We start from the raw sequence: 16,096 nt of genomic DNA, 5'->3' as shown, positions 1-16,096 counted from the left end.
AAGGGCCTCCTAGGAGATCCATTTTCACACTTTCGTTATCTCAGGGACACCGCATAAAAGATTACAGGCACATTAAACAGGCACACCACAAACTCAGTAATACCAACGGTTTAACGGATGCTTGTCCCTGCTGTGCACGTGTCCCTGAGCAAAAACTCATATGGATAACTATATATTTTCTCAATCCATTCTCAATTATCCTATATATCACTGCTTTTACTCTTATATATAAAATTATAGGGACATTAGGGACACTATATTATAAATACAGTAATATCAATGGTTTTGAGCGTTTTTCAGTGTCCCTGTTAGCGTGCCTGAGCATGTCCCTGTGTCCCTATCAATTGCTAAAACCTTGCCCATAGGGAATTTGATCATTCTTTCTAAAGGCGAAAATCTAAAGTTACGGACCGTTGCACTGGTTAGAGTTAAAAGAAAGGAGTAGCGATCATGGCGAATATCCAAAAACGGGGATCTGATTCGTGGCTACTTACAGTCAGCTTAGGAAGAGGTGCCGATGGAAAGTACAAGCGAGCGACTAAGACAGTCAAATGTCGAACAAAACGCGAGGCCGAAAGCGAGTACGCAAAGTTTCGGCAGGAAGTAGAAGCCGGCGCTTACATTTCTCCTCAAAAAATGACCTTGGCAGCATTCGTTAGTGAATGGCAGGAAAAATATGCACCAGACCATTTGGCACGAAAGACCTTGAATCTCTATTTGAGGTGCCTAGATACCCGAATACTGCCTAGCTTGGGGCATTTGCGCCTTGAAGATATCAAACCTATGCACATTGTTGATTTCATTCAACAGATCAGCAAGGATGGCGGTCGACAGGACCGACAAGAAGGCAAGCTCTCCACCGGATCAATCGAATATCACCTTCGAGTTTTGAAAAACGTACTGAAACGGGCTGTTGAGTGGCAAATAATTAACAGTAACCCCGCGGACAATGTGCAGAAACCAAAGGTCGAATACAAAAAGGTCATTCCTTACGATGAACAGGAAGTACAAGCACTACTGCAAGCGCTGCAGTCGGAACCGTTCCACTGGAGAATTATGATTACTCTTGCGCTTACCACTGGACTTCGGCGAGGTGAGTTACTTGGCCTTGAGTGGAGGCACATTGACTTAGAAAGCGGCGTTATTGACGTAGAGCAAACGCTCGCATTGTCATTGAAAGGAGAAGTTATCGTAAAAGAACCGAAAACAAGAAGCTCCAAACGTAAAGTGGCTGTCCCTCCCTCTGTTCTGGCGGAGCTGAGAGAGTACAAAAAGCATATTCACGAGCAAATTGGCATCATGGGCGATCTGTGGCAAGGCGGAGACCGTTTTTTTGTATTCGCCCATCCAGATGGTAAGCCATTCCATCATGAACGGCCATATCTATGGTTCCGTGGTTTCGTCAAAAAGAATGGTTTCCGGTATATTCGATTCCATGACCTACGCCACACATCGGCTACACTTTTAATTAACCAGGGAGTGCATGCCAAGATTATTTCGGAGCGGTTGGGACATAGCAACATTACCACTACGATGAACATTTACGGCCATGCTCTACGTTCCGCTGACCAGGCTGCAGCTGATAAGTTTGAGTCCTTGTTCACTCTACAGGCGAAAAAGACACAAAAGCTGTGAGGAAAATTCCCCGCAGCTTTTTTTGTTTGCAAATAGTCATTACCTGGTCGGCCAATCGTAAAAGATCGCCAATAGAAAAAGGGTTTACTTACTTGGTAATACCTTATTACGATCGGATGCTGCGACAGAACGCAAAGTTGCGTTTTGATCACCAAGGAAACGAGTAATTATCAAACCCCAAAAATGGGGGATGAAGCCTAAGTTTTTTTCATTTACAACACTTTTACAACAACGCCACCTAAACGAGTCTGTTTCATCATTTTAGGCGAATCTGTACCAACGCATAAACACGCATCGCAACTAGGCTTTTCGTTCTTCTGTATCATTCCTCAATAACAGAGCTACACTTTCAACATGCCCCGTATGCGGAAACATATCCACCGGCTGCACTTCCTTCACCTCATACCGCTCCGCCAGCACCTTCAAATCCCTTGCCAGCGTCGAAGGATTACAGGACACATAAACCACCCGCTCCGGCTGCATCTCCAAAATCGTCATCAACAACGCCTCGTCACAGCCTTTACGCGGTGGGTCGACCACAATCACATCCGCCCGAATCCCTTTCTCTTTCCACGCCGGAATCACGACCTCTGCAGGCCCCGCTTCAAAAGTAGCATTACCGAGCCCATTCAGCTCGGCATTACGTTTCGCATCAGCAATAGCCTCCGGCACAATCTCTACCCCATACACATGCTTCGACTTCTGTGCCAAAAAGAGCGAGATCGTCCCGATACCACAATACGCATCGATGACGGTTTCCGTACCCGTCGCCCCTGCATACTCCAGCGTTTTGTTATACAGCACTTCCGTCTGCGCCGGATTGACCTGATAAAAAGAACGCGCCGAGATCGCAAACTTAATCGGTCCGATGTAATCGTAAATGACATCACTGCCCCAAAGCGTGACGGTCTTTTTGCCGAAAATGACGTTGGTTTTGTCCGGGTTGATATTTTGTACGATGCTCGCCACACCTGTCACCTGCGAGCGAATCGCTTCCACCAGCTGCTCGCGCTGCGGAATGGTCTCTTCTGTCGTCACGAGCACGACCATGACCTCGCCTGTTTTCACGCCTACCTTGACCACGACATGACGCAGCAAGCCTGTCCCACGCACCTCGTCATATGGGGCAATATTCAGCTTGGTTGCTGCTTTCTTCACAGCAGTAACCGCATCGTCATTGGCCTGATGCTGGATGAGGCACTCGTTCATATCGATGATGGAGTGTGATTTTTCCGCGTAAAAGCCACCGACCAATGCGCCGTTTTCCTCGCCGATCGGTACCTGTGCCTTGTTGCGATAGCGCCAAGGATCGCTCATGCCGAGTGTCGGGTGAACGGTAATCGCGCCTTCTCCCTCCACTGAAAAGCCGCCGATGCGCCGCAGATTGTCCCGAACGATCTGCTGCTTGTGTCGCAGCTGTTCCTCGTAGGCGAGGTGCTGCAAGGAACAACCGCCACACCGGTCGTACAACGGACAAGGGGGCATGAAGCGATGCTCGCTCGCCTCCACAACCTCAGACAGCTTGGCAAAGCCAAAGTTCTTTTTCACATGGTCGACGCGAGCACGAACACGCTCTCCTGCAAGTGCCCCATCTACAAAAAGCGTATATCCCTCAACCCGACCTACCCCGGCTCCCTCATGGTTTAGTCCGGTTATCTCCACTTCCACGGTTTGTCCGACACGCACAGGGACGTCCAGCTCTACTTTCGCTGCCTTTTGCGGTCCGCGCCGCTTCTTTGTTGTCTTCGCCACTATTTATTGCTCCTTTTGTCTTCTATCTATATTCCAAGCTATTTTTCGCTCTAGGATGAACGCGAGGGATGCTCTGCAGCATCCCCACGGCTAGTTCTATTCATTTTACTATCTTCCTACGGTACGAACAACTCGATATGCCCAGGCAGCGCTTCTACCACGCAGGGCAGCTGCCCGCCATGCTCACCGTCCAGATTGAGCTGTACCGTTTCTCCTCCTGGTGAAGTGGCCTTGATGTAATCTGCTTGGAAATATAAAATGTTCGGGTCTTTTAGATGCTCACCGCGTACTGCCTGCGTCGCCAAGCGAATAAACTCTGCGATGTTCGTCTTTTTCACTACGATGACATCCAGCTTTCCATCTGACAAATCTGCATCCGGTGCGAGCTTGTCGAAGCCGCCAACCGAGTTGCTGTTGGCAATGAGAAAGATCATGATTTCCTCATCCAGCAGTACCTCTTTGCGGGTTTCCAGACGGACGCGGATGGGATGCAGTGATGGCAGTTTTTCCAAGCCTTTGACGTAATACGCCATTTGTCCGATCATGGTTTTCAGCTTGCTCGGCACTTCGTAGGTCAGGTCAGTCAGCGAGCCTCCCCCGGCGATATTGATAAAATAGCGGTTGTTGATCCGCCCCAGGTCGATCTTGCGCTTTTTCCCGTTGGTAATAATCTCGGTGGCACGGCTGATTGACTTAGGTATACCGACGGCTCGGGCAAAATCGTTGCTCGTTCCGCAGGGGATGATTCCAAGCGATGGACGGGCTTTTAGCTCCGCCATCCCGTTTACTACTTCATAAATCGTTCCGTCACCACCAGCTGCGACGATGACATCAAAGCCGCGGGCAACCGCACGGGCAGCCTCCTCGGTAGCATCATCCTCCCCTCTGGTCGCATGGCACGACGTTTCATATCCGGCCGATTCCATTAACTCAAGAATATCTGGCAATCTCCGACGCACAATCTCCCGGCCGGAGCTTGGATTGTAGATTAATCTGGCTCGTTTCAAGGCAGATCCCTTCTTCCTTCCCTCGCTCACGGGTGTACTCTCTTCCATCATATCCTTTATAGCCATTTTTGGGAATCGCTATGCTGTCTTGGGCGTGTTAAGATAGAAAAAGATGGTAATCCAAATGATCGGAGGGACGGTTGTGGATCAAATCATCGTAGGTGTTGATGTTGGGGGTACCGCGATCAAAATGGCTCTGATTACCCCAAGCGGCGAGATGGTGACGAAAACACAGGAACCAACACCTGTCGCCTTGGGTGAGGACGGCATTTTGCAAAAAATCACCGCTATGATGAACACACTGCTTGAAAAGCACGGCTACACTCGTGATCAGGTCCTGGGTATTGGCGTCGGAATTCCAGGTCCAATCGATACCAAAAACGGAATCGTGCTGCAAGCGGTCAATCTGCATTGGAAGCAACCCGTCCTCTTAAAAGAAAAGCTCCACGCACTGACAGGTCTGCCAGTCGCCGTGGACAATGATGCAAACATAGCAGCACTCGGAGAAATGTGGCGCGGTGCAGGTCAAGGCGCACAGGACCTCGTGCTGATCACAGTGGGAACAGGCGTCGGCGGCGGTGTCATCCTGCACGGCAATGTCATCTCCGGGATCAATGGTGTCGGCGGAGAGATCGGTCATATCACGGTGACGCCCGGAGAAGGACCTAGCTGCAATTGCGGCAAGACGGGTTGTCTCGAGACATATACATCGGCCACAGCCATTATCCGTGAAGGACGTCAGGCCGCTGCCAACGGAAAAAGCCCGATGTTAGCCAAAGTGCTTGCAGTCACAGGCAGTATTCGGGCAAAGGATGTTCTAACTGCCGCCAACGCTGGAGACAAGGCAGCCGTTGCCATCGTCGATCAGGTTGGATTTTATTTGGGGCTCGCCCTCTCGCATCTCGCTATCGTGCTGAATCCAGCCAAACTCATCATTGGCGGCGGTGTTGCAGCAGCAGGCGAAATTCTTTTTTCCCGCATTCGCACTTCCTTTGCCCGCTTTATCCCCTTTTCGTATGTCGTAGAATCCACCGAAATCGTCCCTGCCACTCTAGGCAATGATGCTGGTGTATACGGAGCTGGCTGGCTTATTCGCTCTCAATTTGTAAACTAGCCGACCTTTATCCATATGAAAACGCTCCTGCGATCGTGAACCCACGACATCGATAGGAGCGTTTTTTCATGATGAAACATACGAATCAGTACCCTACAAAGCCTTTGTACGATTCGGCACTGACTTTTCTACCTCCACAGCTGCAGGCTTCTCCTGACCAGAAACGATCAAAACGGCTCCAGCCAGCACCGCACACCCTCCCAACAGCTGTAGCAATGTAAATGACTCACCGAATAACATAGCCGAGAAAACAATTGTCACGACCGGCTCCAAAGTGCTGAGGACAGATGCCTTGGTAGAACCGATCAGCTGTAGACCTTGAAAGAAAAAGCCAATCGCCATCACGGTAGAAAAAACAACAATCCCCGCCAGCGCCCACCAGCCAACAGCACCGAACGATAGCTCAAGCCCGCCATCCTTTTGCGCCACAACGAAAGTGGAAATGGCCGCGAATAAGGAAATATATCCGGCAGTAACAAACGGCGAAAGCCCCTTTACCACCCGGTTACCCACAACGATATATACGGAGTAAAACAGGGCTGCTGCGAGAGCCAGCACGACCCCGATCGGTTGAATCCCCCCAAAGGATAGCCCAAGCACCAGTCCCAGACCAACGAGAGAGATCAGCATGGCCAAAATCGTTTTTCGCCGCAGCGGTTCCTTTTCTACAAAGTAAGTGAGCACAGCCACAAATACCGGAAACGTGTACAACAAGAGTGCAGCCATAGATGTCGGAATATACTGAACAGCAGAGAAAAAGCTGAGCGATTGCAAGGTATACAAGACACCGCCCAGTACAAACAAAGCCACAACCTGCTTCCTCACCAGCCGCAAGCCTTCCTTGCGTAAAGCGAGTAACCCGAAAAACAGGATTGCCGCGAAAAGAAACCGTAAAAAAAGCAAAGTCGATACAGTCACACCCGCCCCGTACGCATACACAGCAAAAATAGACATAACGCCAAAGCAAGCAGCAGATATGAATACATACAAGACACCCAAATAGAGCGGCTTCACGACAATTCACCAGCTTTCAGGGTATTGGCAACGACGTGTGATCAAGAGGCTTTCAGTTTTTCACAACCGCCCCTTCTTTGCGGAACAAACGTGAGGACATCACGGTTATGATCGCTACGTACACCAGCGAGCTCCCCAGCCCAACCAACGCATGCAGCGGCTCCACTCTGCCGTAAAACACTTCCTTGCAAAGCGCTACCCCATTAAAGACAGGAAGCACGTAGTAATAGCCCGGGATGTCTACTGGATTGAGCGGCATCATCATGTAGGAAGGTACCATCGCCAGAAAAATAACACCGCTCATATATGTCTGTCCCTCTTTAAAGGACTTGGCAATCGTGCTCAAAACCAGCTCCAATGCAGCAAAGGTAGCTGCGAGCACCAAAATCGTCAGCACAAGGACAAGCAGAGTCACAGGCGAAAAGAAGCTGAGAGAAAAACCGCTTTCCATCTCCAGTGGCCCCAGACGCAGCACAAGCGACAATGACACGAGCGAGGCCAGGGCACTCATACAGCTCATCACCATCACAGCCATGAGCTTGGCCGTCAAAATGTGATTCGCGGCTATCGGGGCAGTCATCAGCGATTCCAACGTCCCTCGCTCTTTTTCTCCAGCAACCAGATCATTGGCAGCTGCGATCCCACCGGACGCAAGCGACACAACGAGCATCAACGGAATAATTCCGGCTAGCATCCCACCAGAAAGCCTTTCTTCTGTCGCTACGTTTTGGTACGTAGACGCAATCGGCTTGATCGCCTGCTCAGACATCCCCGCCTGCTTTAAGCGCTGCACGACGATATCTTTGCTGTATGCCTCTACGGTTTTCTCAATCACAGTGCGTGCGTAGACCGACTTTTGATTTGTGGAATCGAATGCAACAACTACCTCTCCGGTGCCTCCCTTTTTAACCCGCTCCTCGAACGTGGGAGAAATGGTGATTATTGCCCGCAGCTGCCCTTCTTGCAGAGCCTGCTCCTGGTTACTCGGCTGCAATATACTCACGCCAGGAATTGCTTGGAGCGAAGCCACCAGCCCGGACGAACCGTTGACAGCAATCGGAATATAGGCACGCGCTTCCTTTTCCACATTGCTGTAAGACATGCCGAGCAAAAAGAATACAAACGGAATAATGACGAGTGGTACCAAAAAAGTACCCAGCAATGCCTTTCGATCCCGAAACAGATCGAGCATTTCTTTCTGAAAAACCGTCCAGATGACGCGTCTACCCATCAGGCTTCGCTCCCTTCCACCACCGCCATGAAGATATCATCCAAGTCTGAGATGCCAAATCGCTCTCGCAGAGTATCCAGCCCACCAGCAAATTGGAGCCTTCCCTTGTGAATAAGAGCAATTCGCTTGCACAGCTTGTTGATCTCCCCCATGTTGTGACTGGAAAACAGGATCGTCTTCCCTTCCTCCTGAAGCTTTCCAACCATTCGCCTAAAAATATTGGCTGCCGTTACATCCAGTCCTGTCGTCGGTTCGTCCAGTAAAATCACGTCTGGATCGTGAACCAATGTGCGAGCGATGGCGACCTTTTGCTTCATCCCCCGCGAAAAAGCACCGACGCGTCGATCAATGAACGACTCCATTTCAAGCATCTGACTGAGACTGTCGATTCGCTCCTGCAGCTTTCTCTGCTCCAGGCCATACAGACTGCCAAAGTAGGCAATATTCTCTCTCGCCGACAAACGGTTGTATAAGCCTACGTCGCCCCCAAATAAAATGCCGATGCGTCGGCGTACTTCTACAGGCTCCTTTTGGACAGAAAACCCGCTAATTTCGATATCTCCTTCTGTCGGTTGCAAAATCGTCGCCATCATGCGCATCGTCGTCGTTTTACCCGCGCCGTTTTCCCCCAGAAGTCCATATACCTCGCCAGCCTCTACGCGAAACGAAACATCCTCTACTGCTGTGATTGTCCCGAATCGCTTGCTGACCTGTTTTACTTCAATCAACAGCAGTCCTCCCGTCCGAAGCTCTATTTCTATTCGTTAAAACTGTACCTTGAGCAAGTAGGCTGCCCGTTTTTCACCCTGAAACGTCACTTGTACACCCCCTGTGCGGCCCTGTAGAAGTCGTGGGATTGCTGCGGGGATCAGAATTTTTCGACAGTTGAACAAAAGAAACTCCCCAGCCAAGCATGTCAGACTTAGGCTTATGCTTGGGTAACTCCTGTCACACCTGGGTACCGTTCCTTCCATTTGGCCAACGAAAAGTCAGCAAACAGCTCAACAAATTCATCTGTATTATTGATATAATGACGGTTTTCCTTTATTCCGGGATGCTTTTCCTCAAATAACACGGCAACCAGGTGGCTCACAGGAATGCTTTCTGCATCTTGGTCGTAGATGCCTCGCTCTGCCAATACTTTGCCGAAATAGCGTACATATGTAACCGTTACGGTCTTTTGCTTGCCGTTTTCTTCCCATGTGGCGATAGAACGATCAAATGTATCGGATGGTGATCCACCTTTTCCCGGTGGCACGCTTTCTCCTGTGACTGAAATCAGCTTCATCATACTTCCTTCCCCCTTTTTCATCGTGTATGTTCATTATAGGGGAGAGTGGAATTTCTTACAAATCTGCCACTTGTATCTTTTTTTCAAAAAAGGGTAGATTGGCTGTCAGAAAATCAAAGCATCTGGAGTCTATGCTATATGTCAACTAACAACGAGGGGTTTTTGCAATGGAACACGTAGGTTATCAGGCAGAGCTGCTGCAACAGGAAGAAACATACGAAGAGGACGAAACACTGGTAGAACGGGCAAAATCCGGTGATCAGGAAGCCTTCGGGGAGCTGGTTCGACGTCACCGCTCCAAAGTATACGGCTATGCTCGCTCGTATACACGTGAAGCCTTTCTGGCGGAGGATATTGTGCAGGATGCCCTTATCCGTGCCTTTTTGCACTTGGGTACGCTGGTAGACAGTCGGCGGTTTCTTCCTTGGCTTCACCGTATCGTGCGCAATCAGGCATACACTCGCCTGCAAAAAGGACCGCACAAACGGGAGCAGCTTTTCACTGGACTGATCAATCTGTCACATGAGATGGAACCAACTGATTGGGAAGACTTGGACAGTATTTTGCATCGTCTCGGTCGCACATGGTCACCTGCGATGGAGCACAGTGGCGATCCATCTGAGATTGTCATGCGCCGAGAGCTCTTGCAGACGATTACAGGCATGCTGCATTGCCTGAATCCACGGGAGCGTCGAATCGTAGAATCCCACTTTTTCGACCATCTGTCCCCGCTGGAGATTGGACGATTGTTCGAAATGTCTCAGGCGAATGTCTACCAGGTTCTGTCTCGTTCCCGCAAAAAACTGATTCAGGAAAAAACCCGTGTCGTAGTTGACCAATACATGAAAACTCGAAAGGATGCGGGAATAATGAAACAAGCCGTACTGAGAAAACCGGAGGCATTTACACTGCCAACATGGATTACATGCGCTGCTGCCTTGCATGGATTAATCGAATATACCGATCGCAAAATGTCTCTTCCAATGGTGCTCGGCCTTAGCGGGCATGCTTTCCGCTTGACTGTCGTTCCAAAGGAAATCCATATCGCGGGCCCAACGATGTTTCCTTTTGCCGATGTTTTGCAGGAGGGCCTACGCAATATGGGCTTTGAGTCTCGGGTAGTGGGGGGCGAGGCAGCCGATTGTGCACCAGCACCCAATGCGAACCATGTGTCTCCTACTCTGTTAGGTGCTGACGCCCGTGAGAAGCGCCCGTTACCGACACTTCTGCCACAAGCGCTGGAGCTCGTTCACCGCTCTATTGACCGCGGATATCCGGTTCTTGCCTGGGATTTGTTTATCCCTGAGTTTGGTTTGATTTACGGGTACGATGACGAAAGCAAGCAGCTGTATGCAGGGGATAACTGCGGTCACGACAAAACGATCGCTTTTGAACATCTGGGGCGCGGATTGGTAGAGGAATTGTTCGTGCTGGCTATCGAAAAAACAGTAGAGATCGATCAAAAAACCATGCTGACAAAAGCAATTGGCGCTGCGCTTCGTCATTACGCTGGTGCAGGATCGGATAAAGCATGCACAAACGGCTTGATGGCCTATACCGCATGGCTTGAGGCTTTCCAGCAAGGCGGCATCGAACCAAACGGCAACGCCTACACAATAGCGGTCGCAGAAAATGCACGTCGCAACGCCTCCCTGTTTTGGAGTGAGATCGCTGCGACGTGGAATGATCCTGCTTTTGATGAGATACGTCCTACGGTGGTGGAAGCTTCAGCTTTGTACGGGCAAATCGCAGAGGAATTCGCCAAGCTGTTAAGGCTCTTTCCGTTTCCGGCTGGTGGGGAGCCAAATGCGTCTGAACCAAGCAAGCAGGCTGGTGCTATTCTGCAAGGAATTGAGAGCCTGGAGCGCAAGGCTGTTGCATTATTGGAGCTTATGCAGGAAAAGCTGTTCGCATGATCCTGCCTGGGTCCTATTCATCGAAGTTCAATGTCCCATCCATCGCATCCACATAAGGCCAGCCCTTGCTAGTGTCGATGGTATAGATCAGCTTCAGCTCAGGTCCTTTTGTTCCATAGTACGATGGCCAGACGTACGATTGCTTCAGCGGCAGGTTTTTCACAAAGCTTTCTGCTGCCTGTTGTTCTGTCACTGCCACCTTTGGTTCTGGGAAAGTAACGTCCTTCATCGGCAAGGTTGTAGAGAACTTCACAATCTTGCCGTTTTTGCTGTCCACGAGCACCCAGTAGTAGCGATCCAGAACAGGGGTATTTTTGTGCAGCTCATTAAAACTGAATCCGTAAATATAGCCAGGTCCTTCTTCTTCGACACCCATTTCTTTATCGATTTCCTTCATCCAATCTGCCAATGGCGCAGGATTGACCGGATCATAGATTTCTACCTGCACATTGCTAGAAGTAGACACTGCATATGGCTCGATAAAAGAAATCGCCTTTTTCAAAGCCTCTTCTTTTGATAGAACAGTCTTGTTCTCTACTTTCTCCTCCCAGTGACTGGCGTCAGTTACCAGCCCCGTCACAGCATCTACAGTGACCGAAATCGAATCCGAATTGTCATTGGAGAAAGAGTAGGTAACCGACTCTTCGTCGCTCTCTTGCGAAAAATACCAATCGTCTGCCTTCACATCAATTCCGAACATGCTGGACACAAGCTTTCGTACATCCTCTTCTCCTTTAACGGCAAGAGATTTCGCCTGCGGCTTCAGCGTTATATTTTTCAAATTGGCATCCTTTCGCTTCGTATCATCTGCGATTTCTGTGCCGAGCCATTCATCAATCAGCTTGCCAGACGTTGCATCATACGTTGGAGCATAGCGGAGGACATAGTGCATGCCGGGCTTGCCATCTTTTCCATCCTGTACATAGCCGAGATCAAAAGCTGACGTGGTAAAGTATTGCTTTTTGACGGCTTCTGGAGTCAGCGCTGTTTTTACATCAGGTACCTTTACATCTTTTAAATTGGCTTCACGGACGTTGATTTCCTCGATATGTCCAGCCAAATCGGTACTAAACTCAATCCCGAAATTACTCCCGTTTATCTCCAGTCCGTTCAACAAAGCGGGATAGGAAACCATCCGCGAACCGATCAGCAGCTCGCGCATCTCATCTCCAGATCCTTCATCGTAAACAGACAGGCTCGGCTCCCCCAGTGTTTTGCGCTTATCTGCGCCAAAAACCTCCACAACAGCCTGCTCTACCTTTTTCAAAGTCGCATCCTCTGTCACCCTCTGTTCCGTTCTCCAGCTGCTTAAATAAGCCTCATAGCTGATTAAATTTCCTGTTTTTAGGTCAAAGGTGAAAAATGCATAGGACTCTTCACTCTTAGGGTCCAGCCAATCTAGATAGATGAAGGTTTCACTCTTTTCCATTTGCCGATCCGTTAGCGTCTTTAGTCCCGGCTCCAGCTTTTCCAGCGCTGCGACAATTTTCTGTGTTGCTGCTGGAAGCTTGACGCTTTCCGTTGCTGTCGTCGCCGTGCTGCTTTGAGCGAGTGCCTCTGGACTGGCTGCCATAGCTGCAGCAGGCAGACCTGCTAGGATCGTTGCTACTGATAGAACCATTGCGGCATTTTGGACATTACGTTTCATTCGGATTTCTCCTTCTCCCTTGGCGTTTCTTTCCTAAGTCTATATTACCTCTATTGGTATAAATTAGCACATGACCAATGATGCATGACAAAAGAAACAGCACCCTCCATTTGGATAGTGCTGTTTGGACTTATTGCCTACAGGCTGCTCAATACTTCTTGAATCAATTTATTAACCATTGGCGGGTTCGCTTTGCCTTTGGTTTGCTTCATGACTTGGCCGACAAAGAAAGCTGCTGCCTTCTCATTTCCGGATTTGTAGTCTGCTACCGCTTGCGGATTGGAATTGACCGCATCGATGACGATCTGACGGAGTGCACCTTCGTCACTGATTTGCACCAGACCTTTTTCCTCGACGATCTTCTTCGGCTCTTTGCCAGTCTCCACCATCTCTTTAAAGACAGTTTTGGCAATTTTGGAGGAAATCGTGCCGTCCCCGATTAGCTTGATCATTTCGCCCAAGCCTTGCGGTGTCATTTTCACATCGGAAAATTCCAGGTTGTTGGCATTGAGGTGAGCGAGGAGGTCTACCATCAGCCAGTTGGCAACCGATTTCGGATCTGCACCAGTCTTCACTGTCTCATCAAAGAAATCCGCTGTTTCTTTGGAGATCGTGATCACTCCTGCATCTGCCGCCGACAGGCCAAACTCGTTTACATAGCGAGCCTGACGTGCATCCGGCAGCTCAGGTATCGAAGCACGAACAGCCTCAATCCACTCCTCGGAAATCTGCATACGTACCAGATCAGGATCTGGGAAATAACGATAGTCGTGCGCTTCCTCTTTGGAACGCATCGTCAAGGTTTTCTTGTTGGCTTCATCCCAGCGGCGCGTTTCCTGTACAACCTTGCCTCCAGAGTTCAGCACTTCCGCTTGACGAAGCACCTCGTACTCCAAGCCCATCTGTACGTTGCGGAAGGAGTTCATGTTTTTCAGCTCTGCCTTGGTTCCGAACTCTTCTTGACCATACGGACGGATCGAAACGTTGGCATCGCAGCGAAGGGAGCCTTGCTCCATGCGAACATCAGATACTTCGGTGTACTGGATAATCGCCTTGAGCTTTTCCAGATAGGCTCTGGCTTCTTCCGGTGTGCGAATGTCTGGCTCAGAAACGATCTCTACCAGAGGTACGCCGACACGGTTAAAGTCTACCAGGGATTCACCGCCAAAGTCGCTGTGCGTCAGCTTACCAGCGTCTTCTTCGAGATGCAAGCGCGTGATTCCGATGCGCTTTGTCTCACCATTTACCTCGATATCGATCCAACCATTGTAGCCGATCGGCTGGTCAAACTGCGAGATTTGGTACGCTTTTGGCGAATCCGGATAAAAGTAGTTTTTACGGTCGAACTTAGTCTCTCGGGAAATCTCGCAATTGAGCGCGAGTGCTGCCTTCATCGCGAATTCCACAGCCTGCTTGTTGGTTACTGGAAGCACGCCCGGATGTCCCAAGCAGATTGGGCAGGTATGCGTATTTGGCGGCGCACCAAACTCTGTCTTGCAACCGCAGAAAATTTTACTGTTCGTTGATAGCTCGGCGTGAACCTCCAAGCCGATGACGGTTTCGTACTTGCTCATGACGCCTTACCCCCTTACCCATTCCGGCTTACGCTGGTGAAAGCCCACGGATTGCTCATAGGCATGTGCTACGCGCAGCACAGTGGATTCATCAAACGCTCGGCCCACAATCTGAAGGCCAATCGGCAAACCACTTTTCGCGAAGCCGCATGGCACACTGATTGCTGGCAAGCCAGCCAGATTGACAGGCACGGTGCAGATGTCTTCCAGATACATTTTGACCGGATCATCTGCGTTTTCTCCGATTTTAAATGCCGTGGACGGCGTAGTCGGATGCAAAATGACATCGTAATCAGCAAAAATGCTGTTGAAATCTTGAATAATCAAGGTGCGTACTTGTTGTGCTTTTTTGTAATACGCGTCGTAATAGCCGGAAGAGAGGGCATACGTTCCGAGCATGATGCGACGTTTTACCTCTGCCCCAAAGCCTTGGCTGCGGGATTCTTTGTACAGCTCAATCAGGTTGGCTGCATTGTCTGCACGCACACCGTAGCGAACGCCGTCAAAGCGAGCCAGGTTGGAAGAAGCCTCGGAGGACGACAGCAGATAATACGCTGGTACCGCGTATTCCGTATGTGGCATGGAAACCTCGCTCCATGTCGCTCCCATGCTCTCCAGCTGCTTCAGTGCTGCCAGAACAGCCTCGCGAACCTCTGGGTCGATTCCTTCGCCGATCAATTCCTTCGGCACGCCAATGCGCAGCCCTTTGACATCTCCGGTCAGTGCAGACAAGTAGTCTGGCACTTCTACATTTGCAGAGGTCGAATCATATCCATCATGCCCAGCGATCGCTTGCAGGACATAAGCGGAATCCTCGACGTTTTTCGTAACAGGTCCGATCTGATCCAATGAGGATGCGAACGCCACCAGTCCAAAACGGGAAACACGTCCATACGTTGGCTTCAAGCCTACTACACCACAAAAAGCGGCAGGCTGACGAATCGATCCGCCCGTATCAGAACCAAGTGTAAAGTAAAAATGACGCGCAGCCATCGCTGCCGCCGATCCACCGCTGGAGCCACCTGGCACATAATCGGTGTTCCAAGGATTTTTGGTTGGGTAGAAGCCAGAGTTTTCGTTGGAGCCGCCCATAGCAAACTCGTCCATGTTCAGCTTCGCTACGATAACAGCATCTGCTTCCTTTACTTTTTGGGAAACGGTCCCGTCATGTACAGGATCATAGTTCGCCAAAAATTTGCTGGCGCAGGTTGTGCGTACATCTTTTGTAATCAGGTTGTCCTTGAGTCCGGCAGGCAAGCCAAAGAGAAGACCCAATTCCTCATTTTCTTTGACCAGACGCTCGTCCAATTGACGGGCATGAGCAAGTGCGCCCTCTTCATCTACGTGCAATACGGATTTGATTTCTCCATCGTGCTCTTTAATGCTAGTGATGGAAGCCTGCACCAGATCAGTCACAGACAATTCTTTTGCGCGCAGGGCGCTATGTATCTCCGACAATCGCTTGTCAAACAGCGACACAGTGGGTTCCTCCCTTCTCGTTATCCTTTTTCCTTATTCGAATACAGCTGGTACCTTGAATTGCCCTTCTTCGTGGTCAGGCGCGTTTTTCAGCACTTCCTCACGTGGCAGGGATGGTCGGTTGACGTCCTCGCGCATGACGTTTTTTACATCAGTCGCATGGCTTGTCGGCTCGATATTGGATGTATCCAGCTCGTTTAGCTTGGCTGCAAATTCCAAAATCGCATTCAGGTCCTTGGTGTATCTCTCAGCTTCTTCCTCAGTCAGCTGCAAGCGGGCCAGATTAGCTACATGTTCTACTTCCTTGCGAGTAATGGCACTCATTTTTTCCACCTCCGAATCGTATCACATAACTTTGATCTTACTTGAAAACAACAGGTTCAGTCAATTTTCGCGGGGATATACTCACCACAAAACAAAAATAATTCGGCAAAA

Annotated in this window: 13 protein-coding genes; 3 read left to right on the top strand and 10 right to left on the bottom strand. The window is 49.8% G+C overall.

Features of this window, described 5'->3' with window-relative positions; translation table 11 throughout:
* Window positions 1-450: 450 nt before the first annotated feature.
* On the top strand, window positions 451-1,635 hold the full coding sequence (locus C3B52_RS21460) for a site-specific integrase (protein WP_103108424.1): 1,185 nt from the start codon (window positions 451-453) through the stop codon (window positions 1,633-1,635).
* Between the two features lie 300 nt (window positions 1,636-1,935).
* Here C3B52_RS21460 and rlmD read toward each other — a convergent pair whose 3' ends face one another.
* On the bottom strand, window positions 1,936-3,387 hold the full coding sequence (rlmD, locus tag C3B52_RS21455; protein WP_103108423.1) for a 23S rRNA (uracil(1939)-C(5))-methyltransferase RlmD: 1,452 nt from the start codon (window positions 3,385-3,387) through the stop codon (window positions 1,936-1,938).
* A 116-nt stretch (window positions 3,388-3,503) separates the two neighbouring features.
* Complete coding sequence (locus tag C3B52_RS21450) at window positions 3,504-4,394, bottom strand: diacylglycerol kinase (RefSeq protein ID WP_103108458.1); 891 nt, start codon at window positions 4,392-4,394, stop codon at window positions 3,504-3,506.
* 142 nt (window positions 4,395-4,536) lie between these two features.
* On the opposite strand from C3B52_RS21450, the gene C3B52_RS21445 reads away from it, so the two are divergent.
* Window positions 4,537-5,508: an ROK family glucokinase gene (locus C3B52_RS21445; RefSeq protein ID WP_103108457.1), complete on the top strand. Its 972-nt coding sequence runs from the start codon at window positions 4,537-4,539 to the stop codon at window positions 5,506-5,508.
* Between the two features lie 93 nt (window positions 5,509-5,601).
* Here the strand turns inward: C3B52_RS21445 and C3B52_RS21440 are convergent, their stop codons facing one another.
* From C3B52_RS21440 to C3B52_RS21425, 4 genes are all read right to left on the bottom strand, one after another.
* Window positions 5,602-6,522, bottom strand: a complete 921-nt coding sequence (locus C3B52_RS21440) for a DMT family transporter (RefSeq protein ID WP_103108422.1) — start codon at window positions 6,520-6,522, stop codon at window positions 5,602-5,604.
* Between the two features lie 52 nt (window positions 6,523-6,574).
* The gene (locus C3B52_RS21435) at window positions 6,575-7,753 is read right to left on the bottom strand and encodes an ABC transporter permease (RefSeq protein ID WP_103108421.1); all 1,179 of its coding nucleotides are present in this window, start codon (window positions 7,751-7,753) and stop codon (window positions 6,575-6,577) included.
* Window positions 7,753-8,481 (bottom strand): ABC transporter ATP-binding protein, encoded by a 729-nt coding sequence (locus C3B52_RS21430; RefSeq protein ID WP_103108420.1) that lies wholly within the window; start codon window positions 8,479-8,481, stop codon window positions 7,753-7,755. The genes C3B52_RS21435 and C3B52_RS21430 overlap by 1 nt, the downstream gene beginning before the upstream one ends.
* Window positions 8,482-8,681: 200 nt before the next feature.
* Complete coding sequence (locus tag C3B52_RS21425; RefSeq protein ID WP_235615812.1) at window positions 8,682-9,044, bottom strand: hypothetical protein; 363 nt, start codon at window positions 9,042-9,044, stop codon at window positions 8,682-8,684.
* 167 nt (window positions 9,045-9,211) lie between these two features.
* Between C3B52_RS21425 and C3B52_RS21420 the strand changes: the two genes are divergently transcribed.
* Window positions 9,212-10,960 carry an RNA polymerase sigma factor gene (locus tag C3B52_RS21420; RefSeq protein ID WP_103108419.1) on the top strand — a complete coding sequence of 583 codons (1,749 nt, stop codon included), beginning with the start codon at window positions 9,212-9,214 and terminating at the stop codon, window positions 10,958-10,960.
* A 13-nt stretch (window positions 10,961-10,973) separates the two neighbouring features.
* On the opposite strand, the gene C3B52_RS21415 is transcribed toward C3B52_RS21420, so the two are convergent.
* The 4 genes from C3B52_RS21415 to gatC form a co-directional block, all read right to left on the bottom strand.
* Window positions 10,974-12,608: a YcdB/YcdC domain-containing protein gene (locus C3B52_RS21415; RefSeq protein ID WP_103108418.1), complete on the bottom strand. Its 1,635-nt coding sequence runs from the start codon at window positions 12,606-12,608 to the stop codon at window positions 10,974-10,976.
* A gap of 137 nt (window positions 12,609-12,745) precedes the next feature.
* On the bottom strand, window positions 12,746-14,182 hold the full coding sequence (gene gatB, locus C3B52_RS21410) for an Asp-tRNA(Asn)/Glu-tRNA(Gln) amidotransferase subunit GatB (protein WP_103108417.1): 1,437 nt from the start codon (window positions 14,180-14,182) through the stop codon (window positions 12,746-12,748).
* Between the two features lie 6 nt (window positions 14,183-14,188).
* Entirely contained in the window at window positions 14,189-15,661 is a 1,473-nt protein-coding gene (gatA, locus tag C3B52_RS21405) for an Asp-tRNA(Asn)/Glu-tRNA(Gln) amidotransferase subunit GatA (protein ID WP_103108416.1), read from the bottom strand.
* Window positions 15,662-15,694: 33 nt separating this feature from the next.
* A complete protein-coding gene (gene gatC, locus C3B52_RS21400) occupies window positions 15,695-15,985 on the bottom strand; it encodes an Asp-tRNA(Asn)/Glu-tRNA(Gln) amidotransferase subunit GatC (protein WP_049736600.1) in 291 nt (96 codons plus the stop codon).
* Between the last annotated feature and the right edge of the window lie 111 nt (window positions 15,986-16,096).

Source organism: Brevibacillus reuszeri (assembly GCF_002897295.1).
Lineage (GTDB): Bacteria > Bacillota > Bacilli > Brevibacillales > Brevibacillaceae > Brevibacillus > Brevibacillus reuszeri_A.
This window is presented reverse-complemented; position numbering and strand designations above follow the sequence as displayed.

Coding starts and splice junctions, on each gene's coding strand:
- C3B52_RS21435 (WP_103108421.1), bottom strand. CDS start 7,753: ATGGGTAGACGCGTCATCTGGACGGTTTTTCAGAAAGAAATGCTCGAT.
- C3B52_RS21420 (WP_103108419.1), top strand. CDS start 9,212: ATGGAACACGTAGGTTATCAGGCAGAGCTGCTGCAACAGGAAGAAACA.
- C3B52_RS21460 (WP_103108424.1), top strand. CDS start 451: ATGGCGAATATCCAAAAACGGGGATCTGATTCGTGGCTACTTACAGTC.
- C3B52_RS21425 (WP_235615812.1), bottom strand. CDS start 9,044: ATGATGAAGCTGATTTCAGTCACAGGAGAAAGCGTGCCACCGGGAAAA.
- C3B52_RS21415 (WP_103108418.1), bottom strand. CDS start 12,608: ATGAAACGTAATGTCCAAAATGCCGCAATGGTTCTATCAGTAGCAACG.
- gatC (WP_049736600.1), bottom strand. CDS start 15,985: ATGAGTGCCATTACTCGCAAGGAAGTAGAACATGTAGCTAATCTGGCC.
- gatB (WP_103108417.1), bottom strand. CDS start 14,182: ATGAGCAAGTACGAAACCGTCATCGGCTTGGAGGTTCACGCCGAGCTA.